General features: G+C 43.6%; 12 protein-coding genes. All 12 read right to left on the minus strand.

Features of this window, described 5'->3' with window-relative positions; genetic code table 11:
• Positions 1 to 13 precede the first annotated feature (13 nt).
• The 12 genes from JL001_RS04145 to JL001_RS04200 all read right to left on the minus strand — a co-directional run bounded on the left by JL001_RS04145 (position 14) and on the right by JL001_RS04200 (position 18,974).
• A complete protein-coding gene (locus JL001_RS04145; protein WP_200974901.1) occupies positions 14 to 2,455 on the minus strand; it encodes a glycoside hydrolase N-terminal domain-containing protein in 2,442 nt (813 codons plus the stop codon).
• Positions 2,456 to 2,540: 85 nt separating this feature from the next.
• On the minus strand, positions 2,541 to 3,962 hold the full coding sequence (locus JL001_RS04150; protein ID WP_200974902.1) for a S9 family peptidase: 1,422 nt from the start codon (positions 3,960 to 3,962) through the stop codon (positions 2,541 to 2,543).
• A complete protein-coding gene (locus tag JL001_RS04155; RefSeq protein ID WP_200974903.1) occupies positions 3,959 to 5,134 on the minus strand; it encodes a four-carbon acid sugar kinase family protein in 1,176 nt (391 codons plus the stop codon). The genes JL001_RS04150 and JL001_RS04155 overlap by 4 nt, the downstream gene beginning before the upstream one ends.
• Positions 5,112 to 6,164, minus strand: a complete 1,053-nt coding sequence (gene pdxA / locus JL001_RS04160) for a 4-hydroxythreonine-4-phosphate dehydrogenase PdxA (protein ID WP_200974904.1) — start codon at positions 6,162 to 6,164, stop codon at positions 5,112 to 5,114. Before pdxA ends, JL001_RS04155 begins: the two co-directional genes overlap by 23 nt.
• A gap of 54 nt (positions 6,165 to 6,218) precedes the next feature.
• A complete protein-coding gene (locus JL001_RS04165) occupies positions 6,219 to 7,364 on the minus strand; it encodes an iron-containing alcohol dehydrogenase (protein ID WP_200974905.1) in 1,146 nt (381 codons plus the stop codon).
• A complete protein-coding gene (locus JL001_RS04170) occupies positions 7,361 to 8,941 on the minus strand; it encodes a sodium:solute symporter (RefSeq protein ID WP_200974906.1) in 1,581 nt (526 codons plus the stop codon). The genes JL001_RS04165 and JL001_RS04170 overlap by 4 nt, the downstream gene beginning before the upstream one ends.
• 103 nt (positions 8,942 to 9,044) lie before the next feature.
• Positions 9,045 to 9,956: a dihydrodipicolinate synthase family protein gene (locus JL001_RS04175; RefSeq protein ID WP_200974907.1), complete on the minus strand. Its 912-nt coding sequence runs from the start codon at positions 9,954 to 9,956 to the stop codon at positions 9,045 to 9,047.
• A 51-nt stretch (positions 9,957 to 10,007) separates the two neighbouring features.
• Complete coding sequence (locus JL001_RS04180) at positions 10,008 to 12,836, minus strand: glycoside hydrolase family 78 protein (RefSeq protein ID WP_200974908.1); 2,829 nt, start codon at positions 12,834 to 12,836, stop codon at positions 10,008 to 10,010.
• A gap of 16 nt (positions 12,837 to 12,852) precedes the next feature.
• A complete protein-coding gene (locus JL001_RS04185; protein WP_236252707.1) occupies positions 12,853 to 14,781 on the minus strand; it encodes an exo-alpha-sialidase in 1,929 nt (642 codons plus the stop codon).
• 3 nt (positions 14,782 to 14,784) lie between these two features.
• Positions 14,785 to 15,729: a glycoside hydrolase family 43 protein gene (locus tag JL001_RS04190; RefSeq protein WP_200974909.1), complete on the minus strand. Its 945-nt coding sequence runs from the start codon at positions 15,727 to 15,729 to the stop codon at positions 14,785 to 14,787.
• Positions 15,722 to 17,314, minus strand: a complete 1,593-nt coding sequence (locus JL001_RS04195; RefSeq protein WP_200974910.1) for a glycoside hydrolase family 28 protein — start codon at positions 17,312 to 17,314, stop codon at positions 15,722 to 15,724. The genes JL001_RS04190 and JL001_RS04195 overlap by 8 nt, the downstream gene beginning before the upstream one ends.
• 232 nt (positions 17,315 to 17,546) lie before the next feature.
• Complete coding sequence (locus JL001_RS04200; protein ID WP_200974911.1) at positions 17,547 to 18,974, minus strand: glycoside hydrolase family 140 protein; 1,428 nt, start codon at positions 18,972 to 18,974, stop codon at positions 17,547 to 17,549.
• Positions 18,975 to 19,026 lie beyond the last annotated feature (52 nt).

The following is a 19,026-nucleotide window of genomic DNA, read 5'->3' on the forward strand; positions in this document are numbered from 1 at the left end:
CTTCCTCATAGATTTATTTTCCAATAATCGTATATGCTTCTCCAGCTTGGGTAGACAAATCATATTCATGGTAGTCCGGTAAATCCACCGCATTAAGCTTTGCTTTCTCCGAAATCAAAGGGGCTTTCACTTCTGGCAATTCAAAAAAGTGGTTAGGGTTTTCACCTTCAGCTATGCTCAGCCCTTTTGCCTTGAGCTTATTTTCGGAGCGCAGCCTTAGGTTACCACCTTGGGTAGACTTAATGACCAATTTATCCACTTTATGATCTTTCCAACTCAGCTCCACTATTTCAAATCCACCCCTGGCACGCAGGCCTTTAATGTTTCCTTCGCCCCAAGCTGAAGGCAAGGCAGGCAACAAATGGATCGCCCCTTCTTGACTTTGCATTAACATTTCGGCAATGCCAGCAGCACAGCCGAAGTTACCGTCAATCTGGAATGGCGGATGTGCATCAAACATATTGGCATAGGTGCCTCCACCTCGAGTACTTGGGGTGACCAAACTCAATTGGTTTTGCAACAACTTATAAGCATGGTCTCCATCCAGAAATCTAGCCCAAAGATTGACCTTCCATCCCATAGACCAGCCCGTGGATGGATCGCCCCGATACATTAAAGAAGTCTTTGCAGCATCAAACAACTTCGGGGTCCTAAAAGCTGAAATTTGGTTACTAGGAAACACTCCATACAAGTGGGACACATGTCGGTGCTTATCTTCAGGATCATCCCAATCATGCATCCATTCCTGTAATTGTCCATACTGGCCGATCTGCATCGGAGCTAAGCGAGACCTGGTAACGCTTAAAGTATCAGCAAAATCCTGATCCTTTTCTACTATTTTTGAGGCACGGATTACATTGGAAAAAAGGTCAAACAGCAATTGGTTGTCCATAGTCACACCAGCAGCTAAGGTAGCACCATGAATGTGACTGTTTTCAGGTGAACTTGAGGGAGAAACAACCAACCATTGGTGGGTGGGTTCTTCAATCAGCACATCTAAGAAAAACTGTGCAGCACCCTTCATGATTGGATAAGCTTCTTGCAGAAAATCCTTATCTCCGCTATAAAGGTACCTTTCCCAAAGATGCTGGCTGAGCCATGCTCCTCCACTGGGCCACATGCCGGAAGCAGCATAATCGATCGGCCCGGTAATTCTCCAAATGTCCGTATTATGATGCAGCACCCAACCTCTGGCACCATACATCTTTTTCGCCGTTTCAGCACCCGTCTCACTTACTTCCCTAACCATTTGTAAGAAAGGCTCATGCATCTCACTCAGGTTAGTAAGTTCTGCTGGCCAATAATTCATTTCCGCATTGATATTGACGGTATATTTGCTTTCCCATGGAGGAAACAACATATCGTTCCAAATTCCCTGAAGGTTCGCGGGCTGTCCTCCAGGCTGAGAGCAGGAAATCAACAAGTACCGCGCAAACTGAAAATACAAGGCTGCCAACTGCGGGTCATTGACTTCTGCAAAATGTTCAATTCTTTGGTCAGTAGGCTTCTCGGCTTCACTCGTTACACCCAAATCAAGAGACACCCTATTGTAAAATTGCTGATAAAACTGGACATGGGCTTTTTTAATGGCATCATAGTCCTTGGTCAAAGCAGCATTCAATATATTTGCTGCTTTCTGTTCATATTCTTCAGAAAGGTCTTTGTAGTTTATAAAGTTGGTGGCAATACTGATGTAAAGGGTAAGCTCATCTGCTTCTTTGACACTGATCAGGCCATCCTTTACCACAAGTTCTCCTCCTTTATGACTTGCTTTAATCCTGCCTTGAAATTTCACTCCTCCTCTTTGGTGGTCATGGGTTTGTGACTGTCCAGAAAGTGTCAATTGATCCTCTCTCACCCTAGCGACTGCATTATCATGGGGACTGGTCATCTGGACATTGCAAGTGATGCTGGCAGCCCGATCTGCTGTAAGCCTTACCATAATGACATCATCCTCAAAGGCACTGAATACTTCTCTTTGATATTGCACCCCATCCACTGTATATGAAACGGTAGAGATAGCCTTTTCCAAATCCAGATCACGGTAATAATCTTGGTAACCTTGATGTCCGGGAAATGAAATGTATACATTCCCAAAAGTCTCATAAGGCATGCCATCATTGGTCTGGGACATGACCTTTTCATTGGCCAATTCTTGTGCTGCCTGGTAATTTCCTTCAAAGATGAGCTTTTGAATATATGGGATGGCTGCTTTGGACTTGCTATGCGCATTGCTATTGGGTGAACCTCCCCAAATGGTCTCCTCGTTAAGCTGCAGTCGTTCTACTGCAGGCACTCCAAATACCATGGCCCCAAGTCTTCCATTGCCTAGTGGCAATGCCTCATTCCAGTTTGATGCAGGCTTATCGTACCAAAGCTTCCATTTCTTCTCCTGGGCTTGAAGGCTACTAATGGTGAGGAATAAAAACAGCAGTTTTGTCCAAAACTTATTCATTTGGTTTTTTAGGTTATTGGTTATGCTAAAATCAAGAGCAAAATTAACTTTTGCCTCAGGCCAATTTATTAGAAAGTCCTTTAGACTACTCCAAGAGCTTAAATAAAGCTTCCTTTCCGATCAAGGCATTCTCAGGAAGGTTTTCCCCTTGCTCTCCAAAGACTTTTAATTCATTTTCACTTTCAATAGTGATTCCGGTCTCATCGACCATTCCATTTGTATCCGTCCATTTTTCCAGCGACAAACCAAGGTGTTTTGCCATAAATGGATACATGGCCTGCCTTTTGGAATATTTATAATCATGGCCCTCCTTTGCAAAATGAGCATTGACTATTTTGTCTTTAGCTCCGTAAAAGCCATAGGTCCTTTCAATAAAAGGAAATTCAATTTCTGGCACCGTACTGCTCCAGTCTCCTCCATCTGAAATGATCAATAAAGGCCTTGGTGCTGTCATAGCGGCAATCTCTGCATTATTGGTTCCGCCTTCACAAAGGTGAATTGGCTTGCCACTTTCACAGGGACAGCCTCCTGAAAAATGAGAAGAAACCATAACGGTAGGAACAGAAACTTTGATTCGGTCATCAATAGCAGTGAGTAACATGGTCTGGGAACCACCTCCTGAACCGCCTGTGATGCCTACTAAATCTGGATTGGTCTCTTTGAGGGAGGACAAATAATTGATCCATTGGATGCCATTCAAGGTTTGGATGGTATGTGACACACTCAGGCGATGATCCTCTGATTCAAACTGCAAAAGTGACTCTCCCCAAGCAAAAAGATCATATCCAACGACCACCGCCCCCATTCTAGCAAGTGTTGCACTTCTGATCTGCTGACTTTCCCGGTACCTACCTTGTCCAAAATGTCCATTGGGCATAATGATGATGGGGTGATCTTTTTTTAGCGGTTTGGGACGATAAACCGATCCTGTGGTATATACCCCTGGAAGCACCTCCATAGCCACATTTTCTACGGAATAACCTTTGTAATTTCTCCTTTTGGTGATTATTGGTTCAGTAGTCGGTTTTTCAGGAAGGTCCTTAATTCCCAGGGCCTCGATCATACAAGCCTTAAGCGCCTCTTTCCTTACTTCCCACTCTGCTTTGTTTTGGTACAGGGTTTTGAAATAATCTAACTGCTCAGCTCCGGTATCGCTTGACTTTTTATGATATTGGTAGGGCTTGATGGTATATTTGACCTCATTTTCTTTGAAATAGGTCAAATCAAAAGGGGATAATAGAGCCGTCAATGAGTTTTCCAGATTTCCTTGTCGGATGCGCCAAAAAGCATAATTCAGCGTTTTTCCTTCCACCAAATCTTGATTGTATTGTAACTCCACATCAAATATCTCTTCTATCCGCTTCAATGTTTCCTCCAAAGTTTCATTATAAGACCGATCCGAATCCTGAGCAGAACAAACCGTAATAGAAGCCCATAATAACACACTTACGAGCAGTCCTATAACAATCAATCTTTGGCCCCTTGGCGGCCCATAAAGGCGAATCATACCACTGGTTTTTGGATTTCAAAATATTTGTACACCGCTTCCGGCCAAGGGTAGCTACCCGGCTTGATCGTCAAAACCATATCTCTGTCCATCACCTTTAACCTTACCACCCCAGGACTCAATTCCTGCATTGGTATCAAGGCACCCAATGCCAGTTCCTCTATAACAGCACAGGTGGTCGCACCTCCTTCCAAGAGCAATTCTCTCACTGGCACTTCCTCAATGACCCTGGCCACAGCTTTGGCCGTTCTTTTCTTTAAAACAGCTGGATAGTCACTGAATTTGACCTTCTTCTTTCCATAGGCCATGATGACCCGATCTCCTTCATTGAGTCCTTCTGCGACATCATATACCCAAGCATCCATTCCTACTGGATTGAATACTTCTTCCATTAAGGGCTCTGGCATTTCACTAAGGTGAACTCCTTTTTCCACCGCCTTTTCTACAAAATCCTTACTGTTCTGATGACTACTTCCCGCTATCATCAGGCTATTTCCAACAAACGAAAGCGGGTCAGGCTCCTGACCTCTCATCCATTCGGGGAAATTTCTTTTCAAACACATTTCAAAAAACGCGGCACTTCCTCCGGGCAGAACGGTGCTATCCATCAAGCTTGCCCAAGCATAGAGGTCCAGCATGGTTTCAGAGTCTGGAATATTAAAACCTTCTTGGAGATCTTCCTCCTCTGAAAATTTTCCATAAGCCACTGAAAGCTCCTCCTCTCTCAACAAGTCTTTGACATTTGCCGAAAAAGCCGGAAAGGTAGGGTCATCCTTAAAGCTTGTTTCATTCAAGGGCAGGCCTTTCACATAATAAATCCCATCAGTAATACTTCTTCCCGTATAAGGGTTGGCTGGTGCCAAAAGCATTTTTTTCTTGTTTAGTTTTTGGGCCAGAACTTTCAGTTCGGCAGCCACATGTCCCCGCATAACCGAATCCGACTTCTTAAAAATCCAAGTTACGCCCATTTCCAAAAGTTCAGAGGCTATCCTGTCTGTTTCCTTTAAGGCATTTTCCTCCGTCATGGATCGGGTATCTGTGGCAATAACCATCACTTCGGCCCCATTGGCAGGTTTGGCATCCAAAGAAAAAGAAACAGGAATCCCCCATCTTAGGCATACTCCGGCAATCTCTGCCGCACCAGTAATATCATCGGCTATAACTGCTATCATGTTTTTTTCTGTTTTGTGCCATCGGAATGGCGTAATCAATCGCTAAGTTCAACGCATCCTCAGATGCTATGCCCTGCCCGGCAATTTCAAAGGCAGTCCCGTGATCTACCGACGTTCTAATAATCGGGAGGCCCAAGGTAATGTTTACTCCTTTCACACTCTCCATGGTCTTGGTTTCATTGTTCCACTTGAAGCCTACCATCTTAAAGGGAATATGCCCCTGATCATGGTACATGGCCACACAACCATCATAATATCCCTGCACAGCCTTGGCAAATAGCGTATCCGGAGGAACTGGTCCTTCGGCCAAAAAGCCTTCGGATTGGGCTGCTGTTACAGCAGGAAGGATTTCTTCCGTATCTTCTGTACCAAATAACCCACCATCTCCTGCATGGGGATTCAGTCCTGCGACCCCTATTCGTGGCTTTTCGATTCCAAACTGAACACAGGCATCATGCAAAAGCCGGATCACATCTTCCACCCTTTCCTTCTTGATCAAATCACAAGCTTGTCTCAAAGGCACATGGGTGGTCACATGAATCACCCTCAGGTTTTGCTCTACCAATAGCATGGCAAATTTTTCAGTGCCTGTAAAAGTAGCATAGATTTCTGTGTGGCCAGCAAAATGGTGCCCGGCCAAGTTGATCGATTCTTTATTGATTGGGGCAGTCACGGTGGCATCTACTTGCTCTTCCAATGCCAATTCAATGGTCTTTTTTACCGCTTCAAAAGCAGCATTTCCTGCCATCGCACTGACTTTTCCCATTTCCAATTGAGCTTGATCCACATTGTCCAAATCATAAACGTCGATCACCTCTGGGTCAAATCTCGCCTCTTCTACACTTGCCATGGCTCTAACCGAGAGCGAGGCTCCCAAGTCTTTCACCATCTTATTGATGGTTTTGGCATCTCCTACTACCAAAGGCCTGCACTTGTCATGCAAAGCACCATCCTGAAAACTTTTTACTATGATCTCAGGACCTATCCCTGCAGGATCTCCCATTGTGATCGCTATGATTGGTCTCTTCATTTTTTCTCTTTTATTGACTTAAGGTATAAGTATCAGTACCTCAATATTTCTGTCCTAAAACAAACTGTAATATATTCTTTCAGCATCCTCAAAGGTCAATTCTTTGGGGTTGTTTTTAAGCAATCTTGTCACTTTCATCGCCAAGCCAGTCAATTCTGCCACATCGCCCTTTTGAACGCCCAAAGCGGTCAAATTTTGTGGAATATCACATAGTTTAACCAACTCCCTCACTTTCTCCACACCATTTATGGCCGTTTCCTCTAGTGTTTCTCCTTCAGTTGCTCCCATCGCTAATGCTATCTGCACATGCTTATGAATATTGGAAGACATATTGTAGGCCATCACTTCTGGAAGTAGCACTGCATTGGCCAGACCATGCGGTACATGGTACTTTCCTCCTAGAGGATAACTGAGGGCATGCACTGCTGCAGTATTGACAGGCCCCAAACACAAACCTCCATACATACTGCCCAAAGCCACAGCAGACCGGGCATCCATATCATCGCCTTTTTCATATGCCCTTTTCAAATTACGGCCAATTAAGGCAATTCCCCTCAATGCATAATCATCCACCAGTGGATGACTGAATTTATTGGTATATGCCTCAATACAATGGGAAAGCGCATCTATTCCCGTCTCAGCTGTAATTTTAGGAGGTAATCCTATTGTCAATTCAGGGTCAATGTATGTGGCATCTGGCACAAGATAGGGACTGATAATTCCCTTTTTCTCCAATGTTGATTCATCCAAAAGAATGGCATTGGGAGAAACTTCACTACCCGTTCCAGAAGTGGTTGGAATGCACACCATGTGCGTGCCCCGACCTTTTAACAAATTTATACCTACAAAATCAGATAACTGCCCAGTACTGTCCTGCATGGCAGCCAAAATCTTGGCCAGGTCCAAAACACTTCCTCCCCCAATGCCTACTATACTTTCTGGGTTATAGGCCTTGACTTCTTTCAAATATTCATTGTAAAGATCAAAAGTAGGCTCGCCGTTATCATATACCGTTACTTTCACCTTTAAACCTGCTTTCTCCATCAGTCGGAGCCCTTCTTCAAACCTGGACACCAAAGGTGCGGCAATCAGAATCCATATTCTAGCTCTGCCAGCCTGAATGGTGTCCTCCACATATTGAGATAAGGCCCCAGTCCCAAACACCAGTTTTTGGGGTTGTAATAAACTAATTGCCCTCATGAAAATTGACTTATTTTTTCCACATTTTTCTTCTCTTTGAAATAACCATAAATGGTCAAATTTGCATCTGCCTTCGGCCGCTTGAAAAACAAACTGGCGATATATCCGACGATCAAAACGATCAGGTGACTATAAACTCCCAGCATGTACTTGTGCTGGGAGAAATTGTATTGCCCCAAATCCAACAACAAGCTCTTTTCTCCTCCTCCAAAACTAATGGGAGTGGAAGTCAATAAGGCATAGGCTGTAAACAACACGCAAACACCAATTCCTATATAAAGGCCTTCCTTATTGGCCCTCCTGCTTAAAAGGCCCAATAGAAAAATCCCGACTATTCCAGCTGAGAAAATAGCATAAAGGCCAAAGACGGCTCCTAGCACCCCTTCACCTTGCCAAAGCACATATAGCACCGCTACAAATGCAGCCGCCAAGCCGGCGATTAGCACCAAAATCCTCCCCACCTTTAACTTTTGGTGGGTACTACAATTGGGATTAAATCGCTTATAATAATCTTCTACTCCGACCGCGGCAAGACAGTTCATGTCCGAATCCAAACTGGAGATGGCTGCCGCTGCCAAAGCGGAAAGCACCAAGCCCGTTACCCCAGGTGGCAATTCCGTCATGATGAAATAAGGGAAAACCGCATCCACGGTAGTTCCTGCAGGTAACGCAGTTCCTGAAATTTGATAAAAAACAAACAGCAATGAGCCGATCAACATAAAAAGAGTCCATACTGGAACACTCAAAAACACGCCCAAGTAGGCCGCTTTTTTGGCCTCGTGATCATTTCTGGCTGTAAGGTAGCGCTGTACGATGGTCTGATCGGTGCCATATTTTTGGATGGCATAAAATATTCCGTTGACCACCATCACGATGAAAGTGAGCTGCGTAAAGTCAATGTCATATGGTCCAAAGCCTATTTTTTTCATGTTGATGGCTTCCTCCATGACCCTTTGTGGGCCTCCTTCCGGCACCCATAAAAGAAGGATCAAGCAGAAAACCCCACCTCCAATCAACAAAAAACCCTGAATCACATCCATCCAAATCACTGCCTCTATTCCTCCCAATAAAGTCAATACAATGATCACGAAGGTAAGGACACCTATTACCATAAAAATATTCACTTCCATCATGCTACTTAAGGCCAAACTTACCAAGTATAAAACGGTTCCCATTTTTGAAAAATGGGTCAGCACAAATGCCAGAGAACTATACAAGCGAGCAAAAAAACCAAATCTTTTTTCAAAGTACTCATAAGTACTCAAGCCTATCACTCGCCTAAAAAGCGGAACAATTACCCAAATCATGCAAACCAAGATGATCGGAACCATTAGCCCTTGCACCAGCAATATCCAATTGGATTTGTAAGCAGCACTCGGATAGGCCAGAAAAGTAACACTACTAATCAGCGTAGCAAAAATGGACATACCTATTGCCCAAGATGGAATCCCCCCACCTCCGGCAAAATAATCCTCACTGCTTTTCTGCCTTTTGGAGAAATAAATCCCCATGTAAATTGTCCCTAAAATGGAGACAATAATCAGCAGGTAATCGATCCAATGTAATCCTGTTTGCATTTTGGTTATTGGGTTATTTCAAGATTAATTTCCTAATATCAACACTTTATCAGCTTGAATATTTACTTCTCCATGACTCTACAAATAGGCTTTGAGCACCTCTTTAAGGCTTCTGAACATCATTCATAAATTCTTTCCAATCCGTCAATACTTCCTCTTCTTCACTTTTGGAGAGACTGGTCAAAGGAGGCTTCATAAATGCTTGACACCATCCTTTTTCCCGCATCATTAATTTCAATGCCGCCAGAGACTGCCCAAGGCTTTTACCTCCTTGATAAATTTTGGCCACTTCATCCGTCAACTCTTGGTAATGTAGGGCGCTCGCATCATCCCCTTCCTGACTGGCAGCATACAGTGATTTATACATTTCAGGTACAATATTGCCCGTACTGGGTACAATACCATCTGCCCCTGTCCTGAGGCTGTTGGCAGATTGCGCTCCCCAACCGCAGAAAAACGAAAAATCAGCCCTTTCACGGTATTGGTCAATGGCAGCATGCATTCTACCAATATCCCTTTCAGAATCTTTTAGTCCCCAGCAATTGTGATGATGACTGATTTCTTCCACTACCGACAAGGGAATGGACATTTGGGTGGTCGCTTTGATATTATACATCATCATGGGCCCTCCAATTGACTCGGCCAACACTTCAAAGTGCCTTTTCATCTGCTCTGTAGTAAGTATGTAATAAGCAGGCAATGTCGCCACCACCACATCCACTCCCAATTCCAAATATTGACGGCCTTTGTTTATTTGCTCAGAGACTGAATTATTGACCACTCCTGCATACACCTGCTGACCTGCTGACTTTGAAGCTAAGGCAGCCTTGATCATTTCCACACTTTCTTTTTCTGAAAAAGACGCGGACTCCCCGGTAGTGCCCAACACCAAAGGAGAAATGCTGTTTTGAGCAAATTGCTGCATAATCTTCGCTACTGCTTCTTGATCAATTTCTCCTTTTGCGGTCAGTGGTGTCACCATGGGAACTACCACTCCTTCATATTTCTTTTTCATGTTTGAAGACTTTTGATTTTGGACAAAAGATTTCTGTTTCTCACTGTCCAACTACTTCACTACTATTTCATATTCCCCAGATCCAAGTTTATAGACTGGAAAGGAACCATACTGATTTTCATTTACCAAAACATCTTTCTCGGGTTTACGACCATTGATCAATACTTCATCAGGATTCTCCACAGGCAATACCACTGTCGCACTCGTATTTACAGGTATCGTGAAGTGAAAAGTCCCCACGCCATTTTCTCTTGTCCATTCCGAGACAATTTTACCATACCTGCTTTCATAGGACGCTTTTACAAATTCCAAATCCCCTACCCAATTTGGCTTCAGGTAAAAATGCTTAAACCCTGGGTTTTCTGTATCCGGTTGTATCCCGGCCAAATCCCTATAAAACCATTCTTCGATCTGTCCCATCATAAAATGGTTCCAGCTGTTTCCCTTTCTGGGATCCCACTGTTCCGTCAAAGTGGTCAAGCCAAACTTGATCTGAAAACCGTAACCAGGCGCATCATAGTGATTGTGCATTTCGTACATTAGCTCGTTCAGTCCATTCCTGGCCAAAGTCTGGTATAAATAGCGATTGCCCACATCTCCAGTAGTCAATCGATAACCGTGCTCTTTAATATCTTTGACCAAATTGTCCAAAACGGCTTCTTTTCTGCTTGGATCAACGATGTCCATAAACACTGGTACCGCATTTGAAAATTGACTACCAGTACCATATTGATTGGTTGCTGGGTCAAAGAATTCCGCATTAAAGGCATCTTTTACTGCTGATTCCAATGTTTGATACTTCTCAAAATCATCACTTTGCTGAAGCATTGCAGCAGCCTTTTTTACCAGGCTAATCCCCAAATAATAATGAGATGTCGCGGAAAGTGCTATTGGGCTATTTTTTGAATATCCTGCCGCATGCTCTCCATAGTCATACCAATCCCCCAAACCATGAGAAACAATATGGTGCTCAGCCGTCGTGCCCAAATAGTCTATATAACGCTTCATTGTCGGATAATACTTTGCAATCAATGAACTATCTCCATAGTATTCATAATACATCCAAGGCAAAACCACACACGCCACTCCCCATTCTGGTGAATCCGTAAAATCACCCCCAAAAACCACATATTCCGGGGCAATGCTGGGCACAAGTCCATTATCCCTTTGCGCATCTGCCATGTCCTGCATAACCTTGGGCACCAACTGGCCTAAATCATAATTATAAAACAAACCGGGACCATTTAAGTAAGTCTCTTCCAACCACCCTAGCTTCTCCCGATGCGGACAGTCAGTAAAGACACTTTGCATATTGCTTTTGATGGCATTATTGATCAACCAATGTGTTTGGTTGAAGATCTCATTGGAACTCTCAAAAGAGCCTTTTTCCTCGGCCTTGTTGTAAATAAAATTGGATTTGATTTCAGTAATGCTGGGTCTGCCTTCCTGCTGATCTTGGCCAGGCAAATTGATATTCTCCACTTGGATATATTGATAACCATAATAGCTGAATTTAGGCTGCCAGGATTCTTCGACCTCCCCTTTTAGGGTGTAGGTGTAATAGTGTGGGCCACCTGTCCTGCCCTGTCCCACCATTCCACTTTCCTTCAAATGCTCGCCCACGACGAGCTTTACGGTTTGTCCTTTTTTCCCTTTTACCTTGATGGAAGGGAACCCTGCCAAATTTTGTCCCATATCCAACACATAAACATTCTCTGCTGGTTCGGAAACTGATTTGACATCAAATTGCTGTTGAATGCCAACCGAAGGCGCCAATTGTGGCTTTAGAGATCCCAAAGGGGCTTTTTGGATGACCACCGGATTCCAATCTTTCTCGGAAAATCCAGCTTGATTCCAGCCTTCTTGCTCTCTATTGGCATCATAGTCTTCACCCCCAAAGATACAATTGAAGGTGATCGGACTCTCTGTCCACTTCCAAGTTTCATCAGAGGCTACTACTTGGGTTTCTCCATTCTCAAACTCCAGCTTCAAGTTAAAAAACAAGGTAGGTGGTCCAAAGCTGATCAAAAATTTAGCGTACCTGTCTCCTGATACATTGTACATTCCATTTCCCAACACCACTCCGACTGCATTCTCTCCCTTTTTAATCCTCTCCGTGACATCATAGGTATTGTAGTAAACGGTCTTGTCATAATCCGACCAAAGCGGTGCAAATTCACTAATCCCCACCTTTTCACCATTTAAAATCAACTCATAGTGGCCCAAGCCACTGATGTATACCGTGGCCTTCTTTATCTCTTGCAGGGGCTTGAAAGCCTTTCTTAGCTGAATACTTTGCTTGGCCAATGGGTCCACATGACTCCATTTCTCCTTATTTTCTTCCCTTCGCATATCAGGTTCATGAAAATTTCTTCCGCTTGGCAACCCACTATCTTCGCGCGTAATGGCACCAATCCATTTGGACTGTTCCTCCAAGTCACTAGGTGCCATCTCAAAAAAGGCTAATTGACTCCATTCTGATTCATTTCCGGCTTCATTCCAGACTTTTACTTTCCAAAAATAACGTTGTCCTCCAATCAGTGGTGCTCCCTGGTAAGCGACCATCTGGCTTTGGTTACTATCTACTTTTCCTGAGTCCCAAACTGCTGTCTCTTCACTGCCCTCCGATGAATGATACACCACCACCTGATAGGCCGATTGCTTTGCCCCTAGTTCTTTGGAGGATAATTTCCAGCTTAGCCTTGGGGCAACTATGTCAAGTCCCAAAGGTTGATGCATCATTTCTACTGTAACATCCACCACTTTGAGTCCTGTGGCCACAGGATCTGGTCCACAACCAAAAATCAACAGACAAAACAACAGCAAACTCAATGCTGGTGTAAAATAAGACTGTTTATGATTGATAGAAAAAGTATTCATTTACGTAATTATTAGCTTAATAAGTAACTAAAGATTTCAAATAATAAACCGCTTCCTTCACCGCTTCTCCAGCATTTTCCAAATCATAGTCCTGATCTGTAGGCGTCTCTGCATTCGGAAAGTAACGCTGGGTTCCCGTTCTGAAAACAATCCGTTCCATTGCATCCAAGGGTGCAAAGAATAATTTGGGACCTTTTTCCTGACCATTTACCTTAATTTGGTAAAACCGTGTCTCTACATTCAAATCTAACTCCACATGATAAGTATTACCTTTTTCATAGGCCAGCAGTGTATTCATCCGATAACCTGCTCGTGTTTTGAAAAGTCCATCTTCATCAAAAATCAGTTGGACCCCTGGCCTTCCTTTGCTGTCCTGAATTTCTATTTGAAGCTTGCCGTAATCTGCTTGCTGGGCTGACACGGTAAACTCCACATGCAATTGTTTACTTGAAGGGATGATCCTTTGTGCTTTGGCATAATCGAACGGATCTTGATCGTACAGCACCAAATACTTTTTGCCATCAATCTTTTCAATGCCAGTTTTTGCCCATTGTGGGCTGTAAGTATTCCAAAAATCCACTTCCTTACCTTCTGGCATCACATCAAAGACATCGTTCGCATGTCCCACCGCTTCTGCTGTGATGGGTGTTGGCACGGAAGCCACCCAGATGTCCTCTTTATTGACACTATAGGTCAGCCACATTTTACCGTCAGGCGGCATGCCATTTCCTTCCAAAATTCCCCTGACATATTGCGGGCCATAGGACTTGTAGTTTCCCCCATACCGCATCGCGGTGATTTCACCATGGACCAAAAATAGGTTGTCATAGTCAGTGCCATCTTTACTACTTGAGACAGCCAATGGCCAACGGTATTCAGAGGGATTATAGACCAGGGCATAAGCACCATCTGCGGTACGCTGACCCCATATTTTTGCATTTGAATTTACCACCCCAGGTGCTCTTAAAGGGTTGTATTCCCAAGTTTTTCCTCCGTCATGACTGATGCTGGTCAAGGCATGCTTCCACAAACCAACTACCCTGCCATCAGGAAGATGATAGTAACTAAAAGCTTTATATTGCTTTTTTAGTGGGATTAGAGGATCATCCCTGTCCGCTTCCTCCACCCACTGCTGCATCATCAATGGCTTGCTGAGCAACTCATCACAAGCCTTTACAAAGGCTTTGTCCTTGCTGGATTTATAAAATGGATAAGTGGTGTTCTTTTCTTCCCAACCGTGATTGTATCGAATAAAATGGATCGGTCCGAAACTGCCATCTTCTTTAATTTCCCTGATCACACGACCGATGCCATTGCCATCATTTGGACCATCATGTGCATCCAAGGCAATGCCATAATAGGCCAAGGCCAACAGCTTCCCATTTTCTGCTACATAAAAACCCATCCTCTGATGCATCACTGCATCTAAGTCTTTGGCAACGCCCTCCTGACCTTCTTTGGTTGTACCGTCTGGAATTCGGTATGGAGGAAAAATCACTTCCGGTTTGGTCCACTCTTTCCCATCAGAAGATGTTTGGAGCAAGGTTTGGCTCGGAGCAATATGTTCTCCCACAGGATCACTCAGATACTCCAAATAAAATTTCCCCTTCCAATAAGCCAACATGGGCGCATGGTTGTAGGTCCATCCAAAACCATCTCCTTTTTCGGGATATTCCCGATTGGCCCGCATGGTCTGTACTGCATGCACACCAATGGCTGGCTGTAACTGCCCATGATGATAATCCACTCGTGACAAGGTACTCCCACTATAATGGAGTGTATCTTGAGCCTCCACCTGAGTAGGCAAACTAAAAATGGTGTAAAGTAAAACACAGTATAGCGTCGGAAACTTAATTTTGATTCCTCTCCAGCTCAGCTGACGCGGCAGCCATATTTCCATATTTCCCTTTAGCGCTTTACTCATTAATCTATCTATACTGTCCATCTGTTATTTCTTTTTCGCTTCATCCTTTAGTTCATTCAAAATTTCTTCTGAAATGGTACTGATAGTGCCATGCTTGTGACCTTCGGGCAGGCTGATTTTTTCGTCTATATTGCTGAAAGACATAAAATCATTAGTGCTTACTGCCTGGTAGGTTTTTGCTCCATAGCTGTCAAAATAAATCAACCATTGGTCGCCATGATGAAGTACCGTTGGTCCTTCCGTAAGAAAATCTGAAAAAGGCTCGGAAATATTTTCCCAAGGTCCTACTGGGGACTCACCAAATGCCACTTTAATATTTCTGTTAGGTCGGGTGTTATCCTTTAAGACCAAAACATAATCATTTGATGCGCGCTTTACGATCACCGCATCTATGACGCTGAATCCAGGTTCCAAAAAAAGTTTGGTAGGGCTAAATTCCTTAAAATCCTTGGTCGTCGTGTAATACATGCGGTGGTTGTTACGCTCTTCTTCTTCCCCCTTCTCAAATCGAAAAGGAATGGTGGAAGCCCAAATAATGATGTACTGATCTTCCTCATCATCATAAAATATTTCTGGTGCCCACACATTGACCACTTCTGGCTCATGTGCCATCACGGGAATAAACTCTTGATTAGACCAATGAACAAAATCCTTAGTGCTGGCGTATCCGAATCCATTTCCACCTTTCCAATCAGTTGTCCAAACCATATGGTAAGTATCTTCTGGTCCTTTGACAACAGAAGGGTCTCGCATGATCTGGCTTTTTCCAACAGCTGGTGGAAGATAAGGGCCTCCCAAGTCCTCCCAATGATAACCATCTTCACTATAAGCTAAATAAAGTCCTTCATCTGCAGGCTCTCTGAAAGAGGTAAAAATATAATACTCCTTTTCACTTTTACAGCTTATAAAAATGGTAATTGTCCATAGTAGCAATAAGAGGGTTCGGCTATTTACTTTTCTACTATTCATCAGCCTCTTGTTTTATAATTCCTTTGACTTCTTCACCTATTACCACAGGTTTCTGCACATGGTACCATTGGTTGTTTTGGATAAAAATATGCTTACTTTCTTCTCCTTTTATATTCAAATAACTATTGGTATGAACCATCGGAAAATTATTGGTGATCAGTGCATTGCTGACATTTTGGAGTTCCAGCACAGGACGGTCAGGAAGTGGTTGACGGCTTTTTACATTGTCTACAAGGAGCCCCTCCACAGCTTCCAATTGAACAGATGGCCCTAATTCTGTTGAAATCTCCACATCATGCAGTTCCACATGTGTAGCCGTCTTAATGGATAAACCTTCCTTGGCATTCATGTTTATATTTGAAAAGCTTATCTGGTCGATTGGCATTTCAGGAATGCCCAATACCTTGCCGGCAACATTGACATTGGACCCAGTAACATTGGAGATATGAATGTTTCTGAAAGAAGGAGTTTCCTCTGTTACAGGACCTTCTTTGGTGTTTTTGTCGTAGAAAAGGTTCATTACAATGGCCTCCAGTTGGATGTCTTTCATCACAATATTGTCTATCCTTATTTCTTCTACCACGCCTCCGCGACCTCTTGCTGCTTTAAGCCGGATCCCTCTGTCCGTTCCATCAAACACACAATTTGAAATGGTCACTTTACGGATACTACCTGATATTTCACTCCCTATGACCACTCCTCCATGACCACTCAGCATTGTACAATTGGTAATAGTCACATTCTCAGTTGGTGTATCCCACTTACGGCCATCGAAATCCCTTCCGGACTTGATTGTAATACAATCATCTCCCACGCTGATATGACAATCTGAGATATGGACATTTCTACAAGAAGTGGGATTGATCCCATCTGTGTTGGGAGATGGAGGGTTTTCAATGGTTACTCCAGTGATGGTCACATTATCACAAAATGCGGGATTAACTGTCCAAAAAGGAGAATTGACAATGGTCACTCCTTCAATGCGAACATTCTTGCATCTAAAAGGTTGGATCAGAGGAGGCCTGAAAAACTTTAGCCCCATGGTTTTCTGATAATAATCAGCTGTCTTTAGCCCTTCATTGGCCTCAGTCCACATTTTCTGGTATTTGCTTTCCTTTAATGTTTTTTGATCTGCCTCGTGGATACGATACATTTCCATCCACCAATCTTTTCCTTGACCATCTATTTTTCCCCGACCAGTGATCGTAATGTTTTCTGCTTCATAGGCATAGATCAAGGGAGAAAAATTATTCATAACCGTTCCTTCCCATCGCATTTGCACAAAAGGCAAATAATGATCAAAATCAGTGGAAAACTTTAACACAGCCCCAGCATCCAGATGTAGGGTGGTATTGCTTTTAAGATGTATGGCGCCCGTCAGGTAATCTCCTGCGGGGAAAAAAAGTGTGCCGCCACCAGCTTCTGCTGCCTTGTCAATGGCGCTTTGAATGGCTTGTGTGCAGAGTTGGCCTTTGTTATTTCCACCTACTTCCAAAATATTGATCCAGCCTGATTCAATCGCTGAAAATGCATGACCAAATAATAGAAGGTTAAAGGCAAATAGTAACGTGATGTATTTTTTCATAGGTTATTTTGAATCATGGAGGGAATTGGAAATGATCCTCTTCCGGAGTTTTGGGATTATAAATCCGAAACAATTTCCCTCCTTAGTTCTTCATAGTAATGAGCAAACGACTAAGCAATCTCTACTTAGCAGCACATTGCTTCGAACCATTATTTTTAACTCATAATCGTGGGTTCTAGTTAAAGAGTAGGCTTATAATTGCACTCTATCTTTAGACCAGTACGACTTATCATTACTTGTAATTTAGCACCAAAACCCAATCGTTTCCATCCTGCACCTTCCCGTCTGGTTTGAACTCCTGAACACCTTTGGCTTCCACCTCCCCAAGGTCAGACATCTTCCCACTGCGAGGGTTAAACCAACTTGCCTTTACTGTATTTCCTTGGATCACTTCCATATTCACGGCGATGGGTCTTCCAGTGTAAGTATAAATCAAGGCATAATCCTCTCCTCTTGTTGCAGCCAAATGATCATGCTTTTCCCCTTGATTGGCAATCAAGGACTGATCTGGTATTCGCTCCAAGTATGGAAATTGTAAAATCAGGTCTTTCAAATAATGCATTTGCTTGGCTCCCGGGTCATTGATAGCTTCTGTCCATAACTTTTTATTCCCATAGGCACCTACTTCACCATCCTCTGGGCGGTGCATTTGCATTACAGCACTATGTCCATAAGTATGCCCTGCCGCTCCAGAAAACACGGCCCAATATGCATACCTTCTCGCATCTTCAGCTTGCCAAAACCCTTCTTCTGGATCATGAAGCCCCTCAGGAATTCCTTCATAGGATGGCTCTCCATCCACTGTTGGCATCTTACGCTCCAATTGGTAGTCCGCCTCAACATACTTCCAGTTGTCTTCCCCATAAGCTCTCTCAGTATCATCTTGGTCATATCGACGGTGCCCGGACTGGAACATATGAAAGTCCATCCATGGTGCCTGTGCAAACCAGTCGGAAGACTGCATTCTACCCCTTGGATGAAAGGTGATCAGATGGTTTTTATCATTTTTATCCAGAGTTTCACCAATGGCATTCCACACATCGGTATATTCATTTCCAAAAGTGTCCCCACCATTCAGCCAGATGACGTTGGGCCTGTCCTTGTAACGCAAGGTCAAGAATTTGGCATATTGCGCTGCTTCTTCCGCGCTTACTCCGCCATCTTTCACATTCGTCCCCCATACAGGAACCATGGCCATATAGATATCCCTTTTTTCTGCCTCTCTCACGACAAAATCAATATGGTCCCAAAAATCATACGCTGTAGTGTCCGAGGGCTCACTTCCAGGTGTTGTCAAGGGTGTAGCCACATTTTGATGGACCAATGCACTGTCTCCATAGGCATTTACTGCACCAAGGGTATGTAAAGTCATCACCTGAATCACATTAAACCCCTTTGCTTTTCGGTCATCCAAATATTGTAGCGCTTCCTCGCGTTTCAACTTATTGAACAGTAGCCATCCCGTATCGCCCAACCAAAAAAAAGGCTCGCCACTCGTGGTGACAAAATAACGGTCATTATCTGACACTTTTAAAAAGGGAAGGCCTTTGGGACCTTCAGCTGGTTTTGCAGCCGTGGTTTGCTCTTCTTTTTGTCCCTGGCAGGCCATCAAAAGGCCCAATAAAAGGGTTGTAATGCTGAGTGTTATGTTGCGTTTCATAGTTAATTGTTGCTTATTTTGTTACGGGGTAACTTAAATTCTAAAGGGAATA

The organism is Echinicola sp. 20G (assembly GCF_015533855.1).
Taxonomy (GTDB): domain Bacteria; phylum Bacteroidota; class Bacteroidia; order Cytophagales; family Cyclobacteriaceae; genus Echinicola.

Coding starts and splice junctions, on each gene's coding strand:
- pdxA (WP_200974904.1), bottom strand. CDS start 6,164: ATGAAGAGACCAATCATAGCGATCACAATGGGAGATCCTGCAGGGATA.
- JL001_RS04200 (WP_200974911.1), bottom strand. CDS start 18,974: ATGAAACGCAACATAACACTCAGCATTACAACCCTTTTATTGGGCCTT.
- JL001_RS04180 (WP_200974908.1), bottom strand. CDS start 12,836: ATGAATACTTTTTCTATCAATCATAAACAGTCTTATTTTACACCAGCA.
- JL001_RS04155 (WP_200974903.1), bottom strand. CDS start 5,134: ATGATAGCAGTTATAGCCGATGATATTACTGGTGCGGCAGAGATTGCC.
- JL001_RS04195 (WP_200974910.1), bottom strand. CDS start 17,314: ATGAAAAAATACATCACGTTACTATTTGCCTTTAACCTTCTATTATTT.
- JL001_RS04150 (WP_200974902.1), bottom strand. CDS start 3,962: ATGATTCGCCTTTATGGGCCGCCAAGGGGCCAAAGATTGATTGTTATA.
- JL001_RS04145 (WP_200974901.1), bottom strand. CDS start 2,455: ATGAATAAGTTTTGGACAAAACTGCTGTTTTTATTCCTCACCATTAGT.
- JL001_RS04175 (WP_200974907.1), bottom strand. CDS start 9,956: ATGAAAAAGAAATATGAAGGAGTGGTAGTTCCCATGGTGACACCACTG.
- JL001_RS04185 (WP_236252707.1), bottom strand. CDS start 14,781: ATGGACAGTATAGATAGATTAATGAGTAAAGCGCTAAAGGGAAATATG.
- JL001_RS04170 (WP_200974906.1), bottom strand. CDS start 8,941: ATGCAAACAGGATTACATTGGATCGATTACCTGCTGATTATTGTCTCC.
- JL001_RS04190 (WP_200974909.1), bottom strand. CDS start 15,729: ATGAATAGTAGAAAAGTAAATAGCCGAACCCTCTTATTGCTACTATGG.
- JL001_RS04165 (WP_200974905.1), bottom strand. CDS start 7,364: ATGAGGGCAATTAGTTTATTACAACCCCAAAAACTGGTGTTTGGGACT.